We start from the raw sequence: 19138 nt of genomic DNA, 5'->3' as shown, positions 1-19138 counted from the left end.
ATCACTATTCAGATGACGTATAGTGCTAAGAAGCAAAAGTATTTATACATAAAATTATATTTTGTAACGGATATATCTAACTAGACTAATAGAATCTGCGAATTTTTAGTGAATATATTAATGTACGACATAATTATTATTAGACTTCTATAACTTTTTAATTGAGTCATTTAATCTTTTTCGTCGTACGAATTTGAAAAATACTAAGAATGATTTTTTAGATTATAACTGATTTTAATCAAATTGTATCCTAAATAGAGAAACCATAAGGTAACAATTAGGCCTACACCGCGTTCATAGATACCCTCATACTTTTCTGAAATGATGAGAAAACCAGAGCAAGCAACTAAGAACGCAAGACCAAGTCCGACACTAGCCACCGAATTTAATTAGTTTAATTTTGTTCATTATAGTTGTTTTAACACCCGTTATTACATATTGATAAATTGTAAAAATATCTTAGAAGTATGATTTCAATCAAAATTAAGAAATTAAATTTTCTAAATTTCAAACAATAATCGATAGGTTATAATTGCACTAAATAAATATTCTGTGATTTGTTAAGTGTGAAATTTAAGAATAACAAGAGGGCTAAATATTAATAAATAACAAACAAAAAAAACCTTGAATAATCAATTCAAGGTTTTTCAGTAGTATATGTTTCGAGGCGTTTTAGCCATTCATAGAAATCAAAAACTCTTCATTATTTTTCGTTTGCTTAAAACGATCATTGATAAATTCCATAGCTTCCACCGGATTCATGTCAGCTAAGTACTTACGCATTACCCACATTCTTTGAATCGTTGTGTCATCCAATAAAATATCATCACGTCTTGTGCTTGATGAAGTTAAATCAATCGCTGGGAAAATTCTACGGTTAGAGATCTTACGATCTAACTGCAGTTCCATATTACCTGTACCTTTAAATTCTTCAAAAATAACTTCGTCCATTTTAGAACCAGTTTCGGTCAATGCTGTAGCAATTATAGTTAATGAACCACCATTTTCAATATTACGAGCAGCACCAAAGAAACGTTTAGGTTTGTGCAAAGCATTAGCGTCAACACCACCAGAAAGAATCTTTCCAGAAGCTGGTTGAACGGTATTATAAGCTCTCGCCAAACGTGTAATGGAGTCTAATAAAATCACAACATCGTGTCCACATTCTACCAATCGTTTTGCTTTTTCTAAAACGATATTCGCGATTCTTACATGCTCGTGTGCCTCTTTGTCAAAAGTAGAAGCAATCACTTCGCCACGCACATTACGTTGCATATCTGTTACTTCTTCAGGACGTTCATCAATTAATAAAATCATTTGATAAACTTCAGGATGGTTGGCAGCAATAGCATTCGCCACATCCTTTAGTAACATTGTTTTTCCTGTTTTTGGTTGGGATACAATCATACCACGCTGTCCTTTACCAATAGGCGAGAACAAATCCATGATTCGTGTAGAAATGGTCGATTGCTTCTCGGCAATGTTGAATTTCTCTTGTGGAAATAACGGTGTTAAGTGCTCAAAAGCCACTCTATCTCTAACCACATTTGGGTTTTGACCATTAATTTTACTCACTTTAATTAAAGGGAAATATTTCTCACCTTCTTTTGGAGGTCGCACATGACCAAGAACCGTATCACCTGTTTTTAAACCGAACAATCTAATTTGGGATTGAGAGACATAAATATCATCTGGAGATGATAGGTAATTGTAGTCCGAAGATCTTAAAAACCCATAACCATCTTGCATAATGTCTAAAACACCTTCACTTTCAATAATGGCATCGAACTCATAGTCTGGTTCACGGTAGCGATTTCTGCTGTCCTTGTTGCCATTATTCTTTTGGTTATTGTTGTTACGGTTGTTATTGTTATCTTTAGAACGGTTCTGTCTATTGTCGTTAGAACGTCTTTTGTCATCCTTTTTGTCATTGGATTTATTGTCCTGACTTTTATTATGATGCGATTTTTCTTTATTGGATTTATCGTTGTTCGATTTGTCATTAGACCTGTTGTCTTTAGCAGACTTATCATTAGACTTATCGTTGTTCGATTTATCGTTTCTAGGCTTTTGCTGTTTAGGCTTTGTGTCCTCTTTTTTGTCATTGTCAGAAAACTCCATTGTTTTTTGATCTTTGTCGTTTTGAGGCTTTTTCTGAACTCTAGAGCGCTTTTGAGGCGGTTTGCTTTGAGATTGTTTTGGCTCTGGTTTGGTTTCGGTTGCCACCTTAGTTTTTACAGCATCAGGATTGGCCGCTTGGTAATCTAAAATTTTATAGACCAAGTCTAATTTTTTTTGAGTACGGTATTTAGGTACCTTTAGTTGTTTTGCTATCTCCTGCAATTCAGGAAGTTTTTTAGCTTTTAACTGAGAAATTTCAAACATTCTTATGTAGTATAATGTATTATAATTTTGATATTATTAATTCAATATTTTCTAAATGAAATAAAAAGAAAAAAAGTGAGATTAATTTGGAAGATTAGAAGGATGCAATTCAGTATGTTACTTCTTTATATTGCAATAATACGATTTTATTTTAAAACAATTTCTATCTTTTTAAAAAATAAACTGCTAATTTTGCAGAACTTTTTTAGTAAAAGATATGATTCAACGCATTCAAACCCTATATTTATTTCTAGCTGCTGTTATTTCTGCGGGCTTAATATTTGTGTTTCATTTGTGGACTGACAATGAAGGAGCAAAAGTATATGCACTAGATAATTATTTGTATTTAGGTTTATTTTTAGGCTCAGCTTTATTATCTTTGATTTCAATTTTTAGATTTAAAGACAGGAAATCCCAATTCGTTTTGGGACGACTTAATATAATATTAAACTTTATTTTACTAGGAATTTTTGTGTATCAATCTCTAAACTTATCTGGAGAAATTAACGTTTCTGAGAAAGGTATTGGGATTCTTCTTCCTATTTTTTCTATTGTGTGTTTGGTCTTGGCTAACAAGGCTATAAAAAAGGATGAAGATCTCGTAAAATCTGTAGATCGATTGCGATAAAACTAGAATCTTAATTAGTGTGAAAAACCCAAACACTGCCGTTTGGGTTTTTTAATAAATAAGCCCATCCTAGCCTTCTCAAAGGGAAGGAACTCTCAGCATTGCGCAAAAGTATCGGAAAGTCTATGTTTAGAAGAATATTTTCAGATTTCTATTATCCGTCCGAGTAAGAACTCCTTCCCTTTGAGAAGGTTGGGACGGGCTGTTATTTAGGATTGAAACTCAATAACCTCCAAATCATTAATTTTTTTTCCATCAATTTTAAAACGAAGCATGGTTCTTACCTTATGAAATCCATGCTTACCAGCCGCTCCTGGATTCATGTGCAACAAATCTAGTTTTTTGTCTGGCATCACTTTTAAGATGTGCGAATGTCCTGTTATAAAAATATCAGGAGGGTTTAAGTTCAGTTCTTCTCTAACACGTGTGTTATACTTTGGTGGATAACCGCCAATGTGCGTGATCCATACATCAATATCTTCGCACATAAACCTATTGTGGAGTGGAAACTCAGTGCGTGCTTTGGCATCATCTATATTGCCATAAACCGCTCGTAATGGTTTTAATTTCTTTATGCGATCTGTAACTTTTAAATCGCCAACATCGCCAGCATGCCAAACTTCATCGGCTTGTTTTACATGTTTTAGAATAGCATCGTCAATGTAGCTATGGGTATCTGATAATAGTAGTATTTTTTTCATACTATCCTAAATCCTTTCCTAGGGAAAAGACTTTTGTTAAGTTTAATTTTTCGTTCCCGAGAAATCGGGAATCTTGTTAATGTCTTAATTCTTAAACAAAAATAGTTTATATTCTTAATTCTAAATATTCCGTTAATGAGATTCTTGCGTTGGCAGGAATAAAGTATCTTTGCACTTCATCAAAAGTAAGATTTCTATTGCGATTTTTCATCGAACTTTCATTTAATGGTAAAGTCTATCATGGTTGGCAAAATCAGCCCAATGCTATTTCTGTACAAGAAGTATTGGAAAAAGCGCTTTCCACTATTTTGAAAACTGAAATCTCAATTATGGGAGCTGGCAGAACAGATTCAGGTGTCCATGCATCGCAGATGTTTGCGCATTTTGATTTTGAAAATAAAATCGAATCAACAGATTTGATTTATAAGCTGAATTCTTTTTTGCCAAAAGATATTGCCATAACTTCTATTTTTGAAGTAAAACCTGAGGCACACGCTAGGTTCGATGCGCTGAGTAGAACCTATCATTATAAGATCTCGACCTCAAAAAATGTTTTTGATTACGAGTTTGCCTATCAAGTGCAATTGCCTTTAGATGTTGAAGCGATGAACAAAGCCTGCAAAATCTTATTTGAGTATAAAGATTTTCAATGCTTTTCTAAAAGTAATACCGATGTAAAAACGTATAATTGTGACATAAAGGAAGCGTTTTGGGCAAAGAAACAAGGGCAACTTGTTTTTACAATTAAAGCCGATCGTTTTTTGAGAAATATGGTGAGAGCCATTGTCGGAACCATGGTAAACATAGGGTTAGGAAAATTGAAAGCAAATGATTTGCATCAAATTATAGCTTCAAAAAATAGAAGCGAAGCCGGATTTTCAGTGCCTGCACATGGCTTGTATTTGGCAGAAATAGTTTATCCAGAACGTATAAAACTGTAAAAGCGATTCATCGCATATAACAAATTTCCGATTAACAGGAAAATAGATACCACGATCAAGTCGTGGCACAAGATGACAGAAAAAGAAAAGAAAATATTTGATGTTTCGTTGTTCACACGATTGTTGCAGTACATAAAACCGTATCGCACGGTATTTGTGATTTCGTTGGTTTGCGTTATTGGACTGGCATTATTCGGAGCCTTAAGACCTTACGTTTTGAAAGAAGCGATTGATGTCAAAATCGCCAATAAAGAATACAATGGCTTTGTGATGTATATGGTTATCATGCTTGGCTTGTTGATTCTTGAGGTAATTTCACAATTACTGTTCATATATTATGCCAGTTGGTTAGGACAATCCGTCGTCAAGGATATTCGCGTGAAATTATTTAAACACATGCTGAAATTCAAAATGACTTATTTCGATAAATCTTCGGTTGGTGTATTGATTACAAGAGCAGTCACAGATATGGAGCGTATTGCGGATATTTTCGGTCAAGGCCTATTTATGATATTTAGTGATGTGCTTAAAATGTTGGTAGTTGCTGGTTTTATGTTTTACATGAATTGGAAATTGAGTCTCATCGTTATTGTGACTTTACCCATTATTTTATTTGCAACAAAGGTTTTTCAAAAGTATATGAAACGTGCGTTTGAAGATGTAAGAACTGAGGTGTCTAACTTAAATTCCTTTGTGCAAGAGCGTGTGACAGGAATGAAAATTCTACAATTATTCACAAGGGAAGCTACTGAATACAAAAAGTTTAAAGCCATTAACGAGCGCCATAAAAAAGGTTGGCTTAAAACGGTTTGGTATAACTCTATTTTCTTTCCTATTGCCGATTTCATTTCGTCATTGACCATGGGAGCTGTGATCTGGTATGGTGGAATAAATACAGTTGTTGGTCAAACAGCAACCTTAGGAGATTTAATTGCGTTCACCATGTTTATTCCTATGTTGTTTAGACCACTTAATCAAATTGCCAATAAATTCAACACGCTGCAAATGGGAATGGTGGCCGCAGACCGTGTTTTTAAAGTTTTGGATACCACATCTAATATTGACGATTCTGGTACTATTGAAGCTCGACATTTTAATGGTAATATTTCTTTTAAAGATGTACGGTTCTCTTATGTTAAAGATGAAGAAGTCTTAAAAGGTGTTTCCTTACAGGTTGAAGCGGGCGAAACAGTTGCTATTGTTGGAGCGACAGGAGCAGGAAAATCGACCATCATTAATTTATTGAATCGTTTTTACGAAATCAATTCGGGAATTATAAAAGTTGATGATACAGACATTAAAGAAATGACATTGAGTTCACTAAGAAACCAGATTGCAGTTGTACTTCAAGATGTGTTTTTATTTGCAGATACCATTCTGAATAATATTACATTAAATAACGACGATATTACGGAAGATGATGTGGTAAGTGCAGCCAAAGCCATTGGCATACATGAGTTTATTTCAAGTCTTCCAAATGGTTATCATTATAATGTGAAAGAACGCGGTGTAATGTTGTCCTCTGGTCAACGCCAATTGATTTCCTTTTTAAGAGCTTATGTGACTAATCCAAGTATTTTAATTTTAGATGAAGCGACATCTTCAGTAGATTCGTATTCGGAACAATTAATACAAGATGCAACCGATAAAATAACGGAAGGACGAACTTCTATTGTAATAGCGCACAGATTGGCAACCATTCAACAAGCTGATAAAATTATTGTTATGGATGCTGGCAGAATAGTAGAAATTGGTACGCACAAATCATTACTCAAACAAGAAAACGGTTACTATAAAAACCTGTACGAAGTTCAGTTTTTGAAGGCTGAAGCGGTTTAGTTTGCCGATTTAGTTTTGGCTGCCTCTTCGGCCGCTCTTTTGCTAGCTTCAAACATCTCTTGTAACGCTCCTGTAAAGTACATTACACATAGCATAACTATAGTGATGATAAAAAGCGTTAGTCCCAAAACAAAAAAGAATAATAAAGTTCTAACTATTATCTCTAAACGGCTTCAGGTTTTCTGAAAAGTGTAATGAACGTTTTTAAAAGTGTATTGTCGTAATTAAAAAAAGTTTCGCTGATATGCTCAAAAAGATTTTTGAATGTCAAACGATTTCTAATCACTTTACCACCGCAATTTTTAAAGTAGTCATCATATTCTTCTAGTTCGGTATGACAGTTTTTACAGGTCATTTATGTGTAACATATAAATATAAAAATGCTAGAAGGCCACCAAAAATAATAAATACGATCATGGTTAACGCATAAAACACCAATACAAGTAAGGACTCTGCCACTGTTTCCCAAAAACCGTTTTTAAACACACGTTTAAGAACGTAAAATAAATACACGAAAAATGGAATAGTCAACACGGTGGATACAATAACGTAATCTAATCCAAAACATAAAAAAAGTATACTAAATACAGAGGTAATTATTATGGTCTGTGCAGAAAAATACAGGTTAAGAACCAAATGTTCAGTGAAATTGTAAATACGCTGTTTAAGTATATAATAGGCCAGCCAAGTACTTAGAGCATAAAACGGAATCGTAACAATATAAATTAGACCTTGGAAATTTAATATGTTGTTAAAATCAAAATCCTTCAACGGATTTTCCTGTGTTGCTAAAGATGCATTAAACCCTTCGTTGAATCCAGCACCAAAGTCCATAGATTCTTTAAACAAAGTAGTCATAAAAAACACCTGTATACCAGCTAAGGTCAACGAAATGGCAAAATACTGCAAGACATCAATATACTTTTTTCGCGTACCATTGATGTAACCCACAATTACAATTTCGGGTTGTTTGAAAAGATCGATAAATGTGCGTAGAAATTTATTATCAATAGAAATAAACTGTTCATTCACTTGCTGCACCAATACTTTTGGCTTAAGCCGATTCTGTATTACCTTCGCACCACATTCATCACAAAATTTTTGTGTATCTCTAAGCGAATTATTACAGTTTTTACAATGCACTAGCCTAAATCTTCCTTGATTTTTTGAATGAGTTCATCGGTGTCATTGAACATTTCGAACTCGCCATTTTTTATATAAGAAATCTGACCTGTTTCCTCACTTACGCAAAGGGCTAAAGCATCCGTTTTTTCTGTAATTCCAATAGCAGCTCTGTGTCGTAAACCGAATCGTTCTGGAATATTTTTTTCATTATTGACAGGAAGAATAACGCGTGTGGCTTTTACAATATTCTTGTCTATGATTGCGGCGCCATCATGCAACGGACTATTTTTAAAAAAGATACTTTCTATAATAGGTTGAGAAACCAAAATATTCATTTCATCGCCTGTGCTCGTTAAAAAATCTAAGTTGTTGTTACGCTCAATAACGATTAAAGCACCTGTGTTTGATGATCCCATTTTATTACAAGCATTAATAATGGCGTCCACATCCGTTGAGGTTTGGTCGTCGTTTTTAAGGAATTTAAAGTTTTTGAAAACATTACGTTTGCCACCAATATTGGTTGAACCTACCATTAAAAGAAACTTTCTGATTTCGGGTTGAAAGACGACTATTAAAGCAATAATTCCGACTTTCATAAACCCATCAAAAATGCTATAAAGCATCTGCATGTTCAGGTAATCAGTTAATCGCCAAGCAAAATAAATGATCAGAATACCTATAAAAATATTGATAGCAACCGTTCCTTTTACAAGTTTGTAGATATAATAGAGCAGAATAGCCACAAGGAAGACATCCACAAAATCTATAAATCTAAAATCCCAAAGTTGTAAGTTTTCCAAATGGTTGGTGTTTTTGCTAATTTAAGAATTTATGTTTAGTAGGGAAGAAAAAAATATAATTGTTGTCACAGTTCTATTGATTATTAAAAATTCACACCCCTAAAGTCCCCTCGAGGGGACAATTTCCAGAATAAGAATTGAGTAAACTGAAAATATATTGTTCACTCTTAAATTAGATTTTTATCATAAACCTATAAAGTTTATTAGCACGATTGTCCCCTCGAGGGGACTTTAGGGGTGTTTTTCAAAACCTTAATTGTCTAATTTTTTCTGTTTAATAAATGAATTCGTTTATGTCAATTGTGATTTTATCCGATTCAAGTTTTGATAATTCAGATTTTAAAGAAATGTAATCTTGGAACAAGAGACTCTTATTAAAATAAAGTTTCAAAATAAAGAAATCAGTTAATATATTATTCTCAATTAGAAAGTTGACATAATCAGATAATAATTCTCTTTTTATTTTAGTCGCACCAAAATAAATATCATTTAAATCAAATTTTACTTCAAATACTTGAGTTATATCAGGTCCCTTATGAGATGTTTTTGAAAGCTTTTCTATCAGTATTGTATCTCTCTTTATCAAATTTATATCATCAATTATTTCTGATACTCTAAAATCCATTTCATCATTTGAGAAAGTATAATTCACATCCGTAAACTCCAAAAACCCCAAAGTCCCAATACTCGTATCATTACAAGTAAAATAATTCTTCGCATCTTCATTCTTGTGCATTTCTGCATTTCGCTTCTTATCCTGTAAAAATTTTATATGCGGAATGGCTTGTCTCAACGTTAAGCGTTTATCGACATTAACCAACCAATTGGTGGTGGTGATGAGGTTTTTTCGATTTAATAAGGTGGAATCAGGTTGGGTTTCATCGTAAAAGATATAAGCAGGAGATACGTCTAAAACTTCTGTGACTTCGGCATTTTCAATTTCCGGTAATTGTAAAACACGTTCGTTGTTGCAGCTAAAGCAACCTAAAATGAGGAGTATATAAATGTAGCGCATAGTTTGTTTAAAAGTTTCATATTTAAGACCTGCTAGGTTTTGGAAACCTGTTAGGACTTGAGTTGATTGTAAAGTGTGACACATTCCATTGCTTCCTTCACATCGTGAACGCGTAAGATTTTTGCACCTTTTTCCAAAGCAACCATGTGCAAAGCAGTTGTTCCGTTAAGTGCATTTTCGGAATTGGACTTTAAAGTTTTATAAATCATCGATTTTCGAGAGATACCAGCTAAAATGGGCTTTTCTGTTAGTTGAAGCAATTCTAATTTATTCAGCAATTCAAAATTCTGTGCTGTGGTTTTTGCAAATCCAAAACCAGGATCGATAATGATATCGTTGATTTTTTCTCGGTGCGCAACTGCTATGCGTTCCGCAAAATAAGCGATAACTTCTTTGGTTAAATCTTCATATTGCGTTTGTTGTTGCATCGTTTTTGGATTGCCTTTCATGTGCATCATGATGTAGGGCACAGCTAACTTTCCAATAGTAGATAGCATATTGTCATCTAATTTTCCAGCAGAAATATCATTGATTAACGCTGCGCCAGCTTCAATGCTTTGCTTAGCGACTTCGCTTCTAAATGTATCAATAGAAATTAAAGTCTTAGGAAAATGCGTCAAAATTAATTCTACAACAGGGATCACACGATTCAGTTCCTCGGCTTCACTAATATCATCAGCGTTCGGGCGTGAGCTGTAACCACCAATATCAATAAACGTGGCACCATCTTTCAGCATCGTTTCAACCTGATTCAAAATCTCAGTATAATCCTTGTATTTTCCACCATCAAAAAACGAATCAGGAGTCACGTTAAGAATTCCCATCACTTTTGGTGTGGATAGATCAATCAATTTACCTTTACAGTTTATGGTCATATTTATTTGCCGCGAAAGCGGTAAGCTTTTAGATAGAATTTAAAGTTCAAAGTTATTAACATATTCCCAAACTTTAAAGCTGATTTCAAATCATTGAACTCTGAACTTTGAACTTTGAACTAAATAAGCGAAATTTACGCAAAATTTACTCGAAAATCGAGATTTTAGTATAGAGGGCTTTAGGTATATAAAAGTCCTTTATAAACCAAAACTTGTAACTGACTTACGAGTAGCTAATTTTTGATCAATGCAAGACACTTCAAAACAATACGATGCGGTTATCGCCAAATGTAGAGCCCTTTTTGTCAATAAAATGAGTGATTATGGCAGTGCATGGCGAATTTTGAGATTACCATCGTTAACCGATCAGATTTTTATTAAAGCACAGCGCATACGAGGCTTACAGCAAAATGCGGTTCGAAAAGTAGATGAAGGCGAAGTCAGCGAGTTTATCGGAATTATAAATTATTGTTTAATGGCACTGATCCAGTTAGAAAAAGGTGTGGTGGAGCAACCGGATTTAAACACGGAAGAAGCTGCCGAATTATATGACGAAAAAATAGCACTCACAAAACAATTAATGATGGATAAGAATCACGATTATGGTGAAGCCTGGCGAGATATGCGTGTCAGTTCTTTAACCGATTTGATATTGCAGAAATTATTACGCGTAAAGCAAATTGAAGATAACGCAGGAAAAACCATAGTAAGCGAAGGTATTGACGCCAATTATCAGGATATGATTAATTATTCGGTTTTTGCAATGATTCACTTGGGAGAAAGCAAATAAATTTTTATGAAATACATAGTACAAATAAGCAGAATATTCACAGGAATCCTTTTCATCATTTCAGGATTTATAAAACTAAATGATCCTTTGGGGTTTTCATACAAACTTCAAGAATACTTTGGCGCAGACGTGTTGAATCTTGAATTTTTGATTCCATATGCCTTAGGTATTTCAGTAATCGTTGTGGTTTTTGAAGTGGTATTAGGTGTGTTTTTATTGATTGGTTATAAACCTAAATTTACGGTTTGGAGCTTGTTGTTAATGATTGTATTCTTCACATTTCTAACCTTTTATTCAGCCTATTTCGATAAAGTAAAAGACTGTGGCTGTTTTGGAGATGCTTTAAAATTAACACCATGGGAAAGCTTTACAAAAGATGTAATTTTACTGGTGCTTATTTTGATTTTGTTCTTTGGGATGAAAAACATCAAACCTATTTTTACAAAACTTCCAACCACTATAATCGCCCTGTTGAGTTTTTTGATATCGCTTTGGTTTGGCTACCATGTTCTAATGCATTTGCCTGCGATAGATTTTAGGGCTTATAAGATTGGCGCTAATATTCAGGAAGGTATGATAATTCCGGATGATGCTCAAAAACCAGTTTCAGAGTATACTTGGACGTTTATGGTCAATGGCGAAGCCCAAGAATTTGTAACCAACGGAAGCTATCCTAAAGTAGATGGCGAGTATGTCGGTGTAGAAACTGAAGTGATTGACGAAGGTTATATACCACCAATTCAAGATTTTTCCATAGAATCTGATGATGAAGATTTAACCGATTATTTCTTGGAAAAAGATAATTTAGTGATGGTTGCCATGTATAGTATTCCCAAGGCCGAAGCCGAAGCCGAAGGTGTGGCAAAGCTAAAATCATTTACTGACCAAGCCCTAAAAAAAGGATACACGGTCATTGGCTTAACTTCCTCAGGTCCTAGCGACAAAGCGCAGTTAAAAGCTGATTACGATCTAAATTTTGAGTTTTATCTGTGTGATGAAAAAGTTATAAAAACAATCGTCCGTTCTAATCCTGGCATTGTGGTTTTAGAAAAAGGCACAATAACGCAAAAGAAACATTGGACCGATATTGAAGATATTGATCTTTAGTATTCAGTATAAGTTTGTAGGTTAATTAGTTGGAACTTAATGCCAAACGTTATCAGTATTAAAATTGATTTTTTAAAGCTTTAAAATATGAACCCATAAATTGTGATAAGGTATATACTTAATAAATTATTATACGCTTTCATCACCTTAATAGGTGTCATTACCGTCATTTTCTTTTTGTTCACTATACTGCCTGGCGATCCTGCAAAAATGATGCTTGGTCAAAATCAAACGGCCGAACAAGTGCAAGCCGTAAAGCAGAAATACGGATTCGATAAACCTCTTGGTACCCAATTTTTATATTATTTGAATGATTTATCACCAATTTCATTTCATTCTAATACACCAAAGGATTATACCCATTTAAGCCCTAATAAATATACCGCAACAGAAATTTTCACCATAGGAAACACAACTACAGTTTTAAAATTGCCTTATTTGCGTGAATCCTTCACGAAGCAAGGAAAGAAAGTCACAGAGGTTATAGCAGAAACCATTCCAAATACTTTTGTCCTGGCCGTTTCAGCAATTGTTATTGCTATCGTTCTGGGCATTATTTTCGGAATCATTTCGGCATTATATAAAGACACTTGGATAGACAAAGCCATTCAAGTGCTAAGCACATTTGGCATGAGTGTGCCATCCTTTTTTAGTGCGATATTATTTGCTTGGCTATTTGGTTTTGTATTACATAAATATACCAATCTGGAAATGACAGGTAGCTTATACGAACTTGATGATTTCGGTGAAAAAATGACTATTCAATGGAAAAACTTAATTCTTCCTGCAATAGTACTGGGAATTCGCCCTTTGGCAGTTGTAATTCAATTGATGCGAAATTCTTTATTGGAAGTCATGAACCAAGATTATATAAGAACCGCAAGGGCAAAAGGCTTGACTGAATATCAGGTGATAAAAAAACACGCCGTAAAAAATGCATTAAATCCTGTGGTGACGGCAATTTCGGGTTGGTTTGCTTCCATGTTGGCAGGAGCCGTTTTTGTGGAATATATTTTTGGTTGGAATGGTTTAGGTAAAGAAATTGTTAATGCGTTGAATACCTTAGACTTGCCAGTAATTATGGGAGCGGTTTTGGTTATTGCGATTGTTTTTATCACTATCAATATTTTTGTGGATGTTATTTATGCTTGGCTGGATCCGAGAGTTAAATTGTCTTAGTTAAAAGTTTAGGAATTCTTGCTCAATGAAGTCTTGTAAATATTAAAAAGTATTGTCTTTTCTATAACGATTTCGTTGATTATTATTTCTTTAGGGAAAGTTTTGTGTAATCTTTTTACCTTATTTTTGTAATTCAAAATTTAATGTTAACCAATAAAAATCCCTTCCCCTTGGGAAGGTTAGGATGGGAATGAGAAAAAACATAGTAGCAGGAAACTGGAAAATGAATAACGATTTGGCACAGACCGAAACGCTAATTACAACACTAAAAAATCAAACCAAAACATCTGACGCTGAGGTTATGATTGCGCCAACATATACTAATCTTTGGCAGGCCTTTCAAACGTTAAGAGAGAATGATATAGAAGTCATTGCACAAAATATGCACTTTGCGGAAAACGGTGCCTATACTGGCGAAATTAGCGCAAGTATGCTTAAAAGTATTGGGATACAAACTGTGATTCTTGGGCATAGCGAAAGACGTGCTTACTATAATGAAACCGATGAGTCATTGGCGAAGAAAATAGATGCCGCTTTAGAAAATGAAATGCGCACTATTTTTTGCTTTGGGGAAGAATTAGCGGATAGAAAAGCAGGCAACGAAGAAGCTGTTGTAGAAGGTCAGATTAAAAACGCCTTATTTCATTTAGAAGCGGATGCTTTCAAGCATATAGTTTTAGCTTACGAACCAGTTTGGGCCATTGGTACTGGAGAAACAGCAAGCCCGGAGCAAGCACAAGACATGCATGCCTTCATCAGAAAAACATTGGCTAACAAATATGGCAACGATGTCGCAAATTCTGTTTCCATTCTTTATGGTGGAAGTGTAAAGCCAAGTAACGCCAAGGAAATTTTCGGAAAACCAGATGTAGATGGCGGATTAATTGGAGGAGCTTCGCTTAAAGCAGAAGATTTTTACGCTATTGTAAATGCGTTTTAAAAATTGCTTATCTTTTACTTCTCAAATACCAATTTAATGTTGAATTGGTATAACATAGAAGTATTTGAATTTTAATATATACAACAGCATCATATTAGCAGGCGTTATTCAAGGTCTCATATTTGGTGCTGTTGTTTTGTTTTCTAAAAAGTATAATCACAAAAGTGTCTATTTTTTAGTTACTATGATAGTGATCTATTCATTGAATAATCTTCAATATTATTTTGTGGATATAGGTGTATTTGATTATAATGAATTCTTTAAAAATTATTACTTTCCTTGGGCAGAATTGGTACCTGCATTGTTATATTTTTACGTTTTAAGTTTTTTGTTTCCTGAGAAAAAAAACAGTAATAAATCAAGATGGTTGTTGTTACTTTTCGGACTTCATTTTTTGATTAGTGCAGTTTATAAGGTTTTGGTGAGAATTAATTCTAAATTAGAATTTCTAGAACAGTTAAAAGATGGTTTAAGATATTATTCTGCATATTATGCGGAATTAGTCACAGGGCTTTTAGGTATTTGTGTGCTGGTTGTTTTGTTTTTTAAGATAAAAGACTACCAAAAAAAGCATCTTGAATTTCAACGGGAGTACATCAAGTTAGAATTAAATTGGTTGAAAATAACATTACTACTGTTTTTACTATTAACCATATTAAATGTTTCTTTAGTCATAACCGATATGACGCTTTTTGAAGATATATCATATTATCCTGTTTGGATTCTTTTGACCTTAATTATATACTGGTTAGGCCATATTGGTATCTATAAATATGGGATTGTAGAAGAACGAAAACAGATCCGAAAAAAGAAAAAAAATAAAACGGCTCCAATTTTAGAAATAAAAACAAAGCATATTATCATTGAACGTCTAAAACAATTTCTTGAGAATGAAAAACGTTTTTTAGACTCCTCATTAACACTGGAAAAAACTGCCGATGCTTTAGAATTGAGTCAAGGGCATTTGTCTAAAATTATCAACAAGGAATTAGGTATAAGTTTTAAAGACTACATCAATACATTGCGAGTAGAAGAAGCGAAATCCTATTTACAAGATGAGGATTTTTCGAACTATACCTTAGTCGCCATTGGTCTGGAAGCCGGATTTAATTCGAAGTCTGCTTTCAACACCTCTTTCAAAAAAATTACAGGAGAAACGCCTTCCCAATTCAAACAGAAACATAACAATTAGTCTTATTTTTTCATAATCACATAAAACAGCACGCTTGGTATTTGTGGTGAATGTAGTTTTATATCATTGTTAATCAATAAAATATAAGATTATGAAACGAATACTACTATTAATCATTCCACTATTATTTTCAACAACCATCAACGCCCAAGGTTGGGGACAAACGCAAAAAATAGTTCCTGATGATCGGTCCCAATCACAGCAATTTGGGTCAGATGTTGATATAGATGGTAATTTTGCGGTAGTGGGAATGTTGCCTAGTGCAAACGAAACCAATGTTTATATATTTGAAAACGATGGCTCTGGAAATTGGATACAAGTACAAAAATTAGAAAGTCCAGATTATAACCAGTTTGATCATTTTGGGTATTCAGTCGCAATCAGTGGCGATTATATATTTGTTGGAGCTTGGGGTGAAGATCGAGATGCAACAAATTCAAATTTCCTTCAAGCAGCAGGAGCAGTTTATGTTTTCCAAAAACAACCGTCAGGATTATTTGATTTTGTACAAAAAATTGTAGCCTCAGATCGTGAGACGTTAAACGCCTTTGGTTACACAGTTGCTGTTGATGGAGATTATGCCTTGGTAAGTCCGGTAAGACACGATTATGATGAAACTGGAAATAATTTTTTAGACGATGCAGGTGCTGCTTATATTTTTGAGCTTGACAGTGGTGGCACATGGAACGAGGTGCAAAAGATTGTGGCTTCAGATAGAGCGGCTTTTGATTATTTTGGACAGTTAGCAATTGCAGTAAATGGAAACTATATCGCAATAGGCTCTTATGGAGAAGATGAGGATGAAAACGGGACGAACTTAATCCTTAGTGCTGGATCTGCTTACATATTTGAACGTGGTACAAATGGAATATGGAGTGAAACACAAAAAATTGTGGCCTCTGATAGATCACAAGGGGTGTTTTTTGGGTGGTCAATAGGAGTGAATGGAAATCAAGTGGTTGTTGGATCTAATCAAGACAACGAATTTAGAGGTGCTGCTTATACTTTTGAAAGAAACGCCAATGGTATCTGGAATCAAACTCAAAAACTTATTGCGTCAAATGCTTTCCCAGGCGATCGTTTTGGACAAGATGTAGATATTGATGGTAACCGAATTGTTGTGGGATCACATTTAAAACATATTGGAAGTCAGGGAGACGATGGTGCAGCTTATATTTTTGAAGACAAAGCTGGTGTTTGGACAGAAACTGCATTTATTTATGATGCCTTTTATAAATCAAGCGAGTATTTTGGCTTTACCGTAGCGATAAGTGGTGATTTTGCGTTTGTGGGTGCTTATGGCGATGAAGAAGATGAAAATGAAGAAAATAATTTAAATGGAGCAGGTGCTGCCTTTATGTTTGATGTGAATGAACCCAATACGTTAAGTGTTGTTAAGTCTGACTTTGAATCCATAATTAAAGCCTATCCCAATCCTGTTCAAAATGTTCTTAATCTTGATTTAGGACGTTACTACGATAATACTCGTCTTCATGTTTACAACATACTTGGGCAAGAGGTTTTTTCTAAAAATTACAACAATTCAAGAATTATAGAAGTAGAGTTTTATAACCAATCTAAAGGGTTATATATCGTGGAATTAGCATTAGAAAATCAGATACACTCAAGAGTAAAAGTAACTAAGCAATAAAGCGAAAATCTCATGAAAACTTATAAATTGATAATAGTGCTTGTTGTTTTATTTACACAGACAGTGATATCCCAAGTTGGAGTTGGTACAACAAATCCGAATGCCACTTTAGATATTCGGTCGTCTGACCAAGTAGCACCTGCTAATAACGATGGTTTGTTGATTCCAAAAATAGATGAGTTTCCAGTAACCAATCCAACTGCATCCCAAGATGGAATGATGGTTTATGTGACAGGAAATGGAACACCAACAAAGGGGTTTTATTATTGGGATGATGCGCAAACCAGCTGGACAAGTGCTACAGGTGCAAAAAGTATTAATGACCTTGCAGATGGTAAAACTATAAATAGTGGTACTTCACTTTTTCTAGGGATAGGAGCAGGGATTAACGATGATGGAACCAATAACCAAAATATTGGTATTGGATTAGAAGCATTAAATTCTTTAACAACCGGATTTGGAAATGTAGCAATTGGCAATAACGCATTATATAGTAATGTCAATGGTGGTTTTAACAATGCCATTGGCTATAATTCATTATACAACAATACCGACGGTGGTTTTAACGTGGCGAATGGTTATCATGCATTGTATAGCAATACAATTGGAAATGGTAATATTGCCAATGGTTTTAATGCATTATATAACAATACAAGTGGTGGTTCTAATATTGCAATTGGTAGTAATGCTTTGTATAATAATACTACTGGAGCTGCTAATATTGCATATGGATTGCGGGCACTGTATAATAACACTATAGGATTAGGTAACATTGGCATTGGTTATCATTCACTTTTGTTAAATACTTCAGGAAGTTCAAATGTTGCTATAGGGTTGTATTCTCTCGATGATAATACTACTGGTGATTTTAACATTGCAGTGGGTAATGGTGCTCTAGGAGCGAATACAACAGGTGGTTACAGCGTTGCGTTAGGATTTTTGTCTTTAAATCAAAATTCAATAGGTGAGCGAAATGTCGCTCTTGGTTATCATGCTGGTTATAGTGAGACAGGTTCTAATAAGCTCTATATAGAAAACACAAGTAATGCAAACCCTTTAATTTATGGCGAATTTGATAACGATATTTTAGGCTTTAATGCTTATGTAGGTATTGGAAATCAAATCCCAAATGCCAGATTACATGTTACGGAAGAAGGAACTTCTGGTGTGCAAACTATTGTTGCGGGTCTAGCATCCAACACTTCTAATCGTCCCGTTTTACAATTTTCAGAAACTGCCGATATGGGTTTAGCGGAAGGTATGAGCATTGAATATAATGGTGTTGGTCTAGCTGGGGAAAATAGAATGGTTATTAATGGTCTTGGTGGTAATCCATTGATTCAATTTAGAAATGATGGAAATCTTAATGTTCTTGATGGAAGAGTTGGTGTGCAAACCGAATTTCCTACTTGTGCAATGGAAATAAATCATCCTTCTGGGTCAGGAATCGAAGGGTTAAAATTGTCTAATCAAGTAGATACGGATAATTGGCGCTTTTATGTGCAATGGAATACTAATACTTTGGCCTTACTCTACAATGATGTTAATATTGGAAACTTTGATGACGTTTCAGGAGTTTATACCGCTATTTCTGATAGAAATTTAAAAACTAATATTTCAAATATAGCTTCAGTTTTAGAAAAGATCCAAACGCTTCAAGTGGTGGATTATAATTTCAAATTTCAAAACGATTCCAAAAAATATGTTGGGCTCATAGCTCAAGACGTTGAAGCGGTATTTCCACATCTTGTTAATCCACCAAATGAAGAATCAGAAAACTATACTATGGACTATAGTGGATTTGGAGTTTTGGCAATAAAGGCCATACAAGAACAACAAGAAGAAATTAAAGAACTTAAACAACAATTGCAGTTGCAACAAAAAGAAATGGATAAAATTATATTCATTTTAAAAGACTTATTACCTGATTAATAGTCAAGAAACTTTAGATGTAGGGATCTAATGTTGGC

At 34.2% G+C, this 19138-nt stretch carries 16 protein-coding genes; 10 read left to right on the top strand and 6 right to left on the bottom strand.

Going from position 1 to position 19138, the window contains the following annotated elements; all coding sequences use genetic code 11:
* Positions 1-672: 672 nt before the first annotated feature.
* Positions 673-2385, bottom strand: coding sequence for a transcription termination factor Rho (rho, locus tag HM990_RS14215; RefSeq protein ID WP_178989614.1), 1713 nt, complete (start codon positions 2383-2385; stop codon positions 673-675).
* A gap of 217 nt (positions 2386-2602) precedes the next feature.
* Here rho and HM990_RS14210 point away from each other — a divergent pair, with 217 nt between their 5' ends.
* The gene (locus HM990_RS14210; protein WP_178989611.1) at positions 2603-3013 is read left to right on the top strand and encodes a DUF4293 domain-containing protein; all 411 of its coding nucleotides are present in this window, start codon (positions 2603-2605) and stop codon (positions 3011-3013) included.
* 209 nt (positions 3014-3222) lie between these two features.
* Here the strand turns inward: HM990_RS14210 and HM990_RS14205 are convergent, their stop codons facing one another.
* Positions 3223-3714, bottom strand: coding sequence for a metallophosphoesterase family protein (locus tag HM990_RS14205; RefSeq protein ID WP_178989609.1), 492 nt, complete (start codon positions 3712-3714; stop codon positions 3223-3225).
* Between the two features lie 197 nt (positions 3715-3911).
* Here HM990_RS14205 and truA point away from each other — a divergent pair, with 197 nt between their 5' ends.
* Both truA and HM990_RS14195 read left to right on the top strand, forming a co-directional pair.
* A complete protein-coding gene (gene truA, locus HM990_RS14200) occupies positions 3912-4655 on the top strand; it encodes a tRNA pseudouridine(38-40) synthase TruA (protein ID WP_178989607.1) in 744 nt (247 codons plus the stop codon).
* A 72-nt stretch (positions 4656-4727) separates the two neighbouring features.
* Positions 4728-6494, top strand: coding sequence for an ABC transporter ATP-binding protein (locus HM990_RS14195; protein ID WP_178989605.1), 1767 nt, complete (start codon positions 4728-4730; stop codon positions 6492-6494).
* 351 nt (positions 6495-6845) lie between these two features.
* Here HM990_RS14195 and HM990_RS14190 read toward each other — a convergent pair whose 3' ends face one another.
* The 4 genes from HM990_RS14190 to folP form a co-directional block, all read right to left on the bottom strand.
* Positions 6846-7637, bottom strand: coding sequence for a DUF3667 domain-containing protein (locus HM990_RS14190; RefSeq protein WP_178989602.1), 792 nt, complete (start codon positions 7635-7637; stop codon positions 6846-6848).
* Positions 7637-8419 (bottom strand): diadenylate cyclase CdaA, encoded by a 783-nt coding sequence (cdaA, locus tag HM990_RS14185; RefSeq protein WP_178989601.1) that lies wholly within the window; start codon positions 8417-8419, stop codon positions 7637-7639. The genes HM990_RS14190 and cdaA overlap by 1 nt, the downstream gene beginning before the upstream one ends.
* A 274-nt stretch (positions 8420-8693) precedes the next feature.
* Positions 8694-9434, bottom strand: coding sequence for a hypothetical protein (locus tag HM990_RS14180; RefSeq protein ID WP_178989599.1), 741 nt, complete (start codon positions 9432-9434; stop codon positions 8694-8696).
* 50 nt (positions 9435-9484) lie between these two features.
* Positions 9485-10309 carry a dihydropteroate synthase gene (gene folP, locus HM990_RS14175; RefSeq protein WP_178989597.1) on the bottom strand — a complete coding sequence of 275 codons (825 nt, stop codon included), beginning with the start codon at positions 10307-10309 and terminating at the stop codon, positions 9485-9487.
* A 247-nt stretch (positions 10310-10556) separates the two neighbouring features.
* Here folP and HM990_RS14170 point away from each other — a divergent pair, with 247 nt between their 5' ends.
* From HM990_RS14170 to HM990_RS14140, 7 genes are all read left to right on the top strand, one after another.
* Entirely contained in the window at positions 10557-11099 is a 543-nt protein-coding gene (locus HM990_RS14170; protein WP_178989595.1) for a DUF1599 domain-containing protein, read from the top strand.
* 6 nt (positions 11100-11105) lie between these two features.
* Entirely contained in the window at positions 11106-12206 is a 1101-nt protein-coding gene (locus tag HM990_RS14165; RefSeq protein WP_178989593.1) for a BT_3928 family protein, read from the top strand.
* A 102-nt stretch (positions 12207-12308) separates the two neighbouring features.
* Positions 12309-13385: an ABC transporter permease gene (locus HM990_RS14160; protein WP_178989591.1), complete on the top strand. Its 1077-nt coding sequence runs from the start codon at positions 12309-12311 to the stop codon at positions 13383-13385.
* 190 nt (positions 13386-13575) lie between these two features.
* Complete coding sequence (tpiA, locus tag HM990_RS14155; RefSeq protein WP_178989589.1) at positions 13576-14325, top strand: triose-phosphate isomerase; 750 nt, start codon at positions 13576-13578, stop codon at positions 14323-14325.
* 64 nt (positions 14326-14389) lie between these two features.
* Positions 14390-15517: a helix-turn-helix domain-containing protein gene (locus tag HM990_RS14150; protein WP_178989587.1), complete on the top strand. Its 1128-nt coding sequence runs from the start codon at positions 14390-14392 to the stop codon at positions 15515-15517.
* A gap of 91 nt (positions 15518-15608) precedes the next feature.
* On the top strand, positions 15609-17168 hold the full coding sequence (locus tag HM990_RS14145; RefSeq protein ID WP_178989585.1) for a T9SS type A sorting domain-containing protein: 1560 nt from the start codon (positions 15609-15611) through the stop codon (positions 17166-17168).
* Positions 17169-17180: 12 nt separating this feature from the next.
* A complete protein-coding gene (locus tag HM990_RS14140; RefSeq protein ID WP_178989583.1) occupies positions 17181-19100 on the top strand; it encodes a tail fiber domain-containing protein in 1920 nt (639 codons plus the stop codon).
* Positions 19101-19138: the final 38 nt, after the last annotated feature.

It is taken from the genome of Winogradskyella schleiferi (assembly GCF_013394655.1).
Taxonomy (GTDB): domain Bacteria; phylum Bacteroidota; class Bacteroidia; order Flavobacteriales; family Flavobacteriaceae; genus Winogradskyella; species Winogradskyella schleiferi.
This window is presented reverse-complemented; position numbering and strand designations above follow the sequence as displayed.

Coding starts and splice junctions, on each gene's coding strand:
- HM990_RS14180 (WP_178989599.1), bottom strand. CDS start 9,434: ATGCGCTACATTTATATACTCCTCATTTTAGGTTGCTTTAGCTGCAAC.
- HM990_RS14145 (WP_178989585.1), top strand. CDS start 15,609: ATGAAACGAATACTACTATTAATCATTCCACTATTATTTTCAACAACC.
- HM990_RS14205 (WP_178989609.1), bottom strand. CDS start 3,714: ATGAAAAAAATACTACTATTATCAGATACCCATAGCTACATTGACGAT.
- rho (WP_178989614.1), bottom strand. CDS start 2,385: ATGTTTGAAATTTCTCAGTTAAAAGCTAAAAAACTTCCTGAATTGCAG.
- HM990_RS14140 (WP_178989583.1), top strand. CDS start 17,181: ATGAAAACTTATAAATTGATAATAGTGCTTGTTGTTTTATTTACACAG.
- HM990_RS14170 (WP_178989595.1), top strand. CDS start 10,557: ATGCAAGACACTTCAAAACAATACGATGCGGTTATCGCCAAATGTAGA.
- tpiA (WP_178989589.1), top strand. CDS start 13,576: ATGAGAAAAAACATAGTAGCAGGAAACTGGAAAATGAATAACGATTTG.
- HM990_RS14195 (WP_178989605.1), top strand. CDS start 4,728: ATGACAGAAAAAGAAAAGAAAATATTTGATGTTTCGTTGTTCACACGA.
- HM990_RS14210 (WP_178989611.1), top strand. CDS start 2,603: ATGATTCAACGCATTCAAACCCTATATTTATTTCTAGCTGCTGTTATT.
- HM990_RS14165 (WP_178989593.1), top strand. CDS start 11,106: ATGAAATACATAGTACAAATAAGCAGAATATTCACAGGAATCCTTTTC.
- folP (WP_178989597.1), bottom strand. CDS start 10,309: ATGACCATAAACTGTAAAGGTAAATTGATTGATCTATCCACACCAAAA.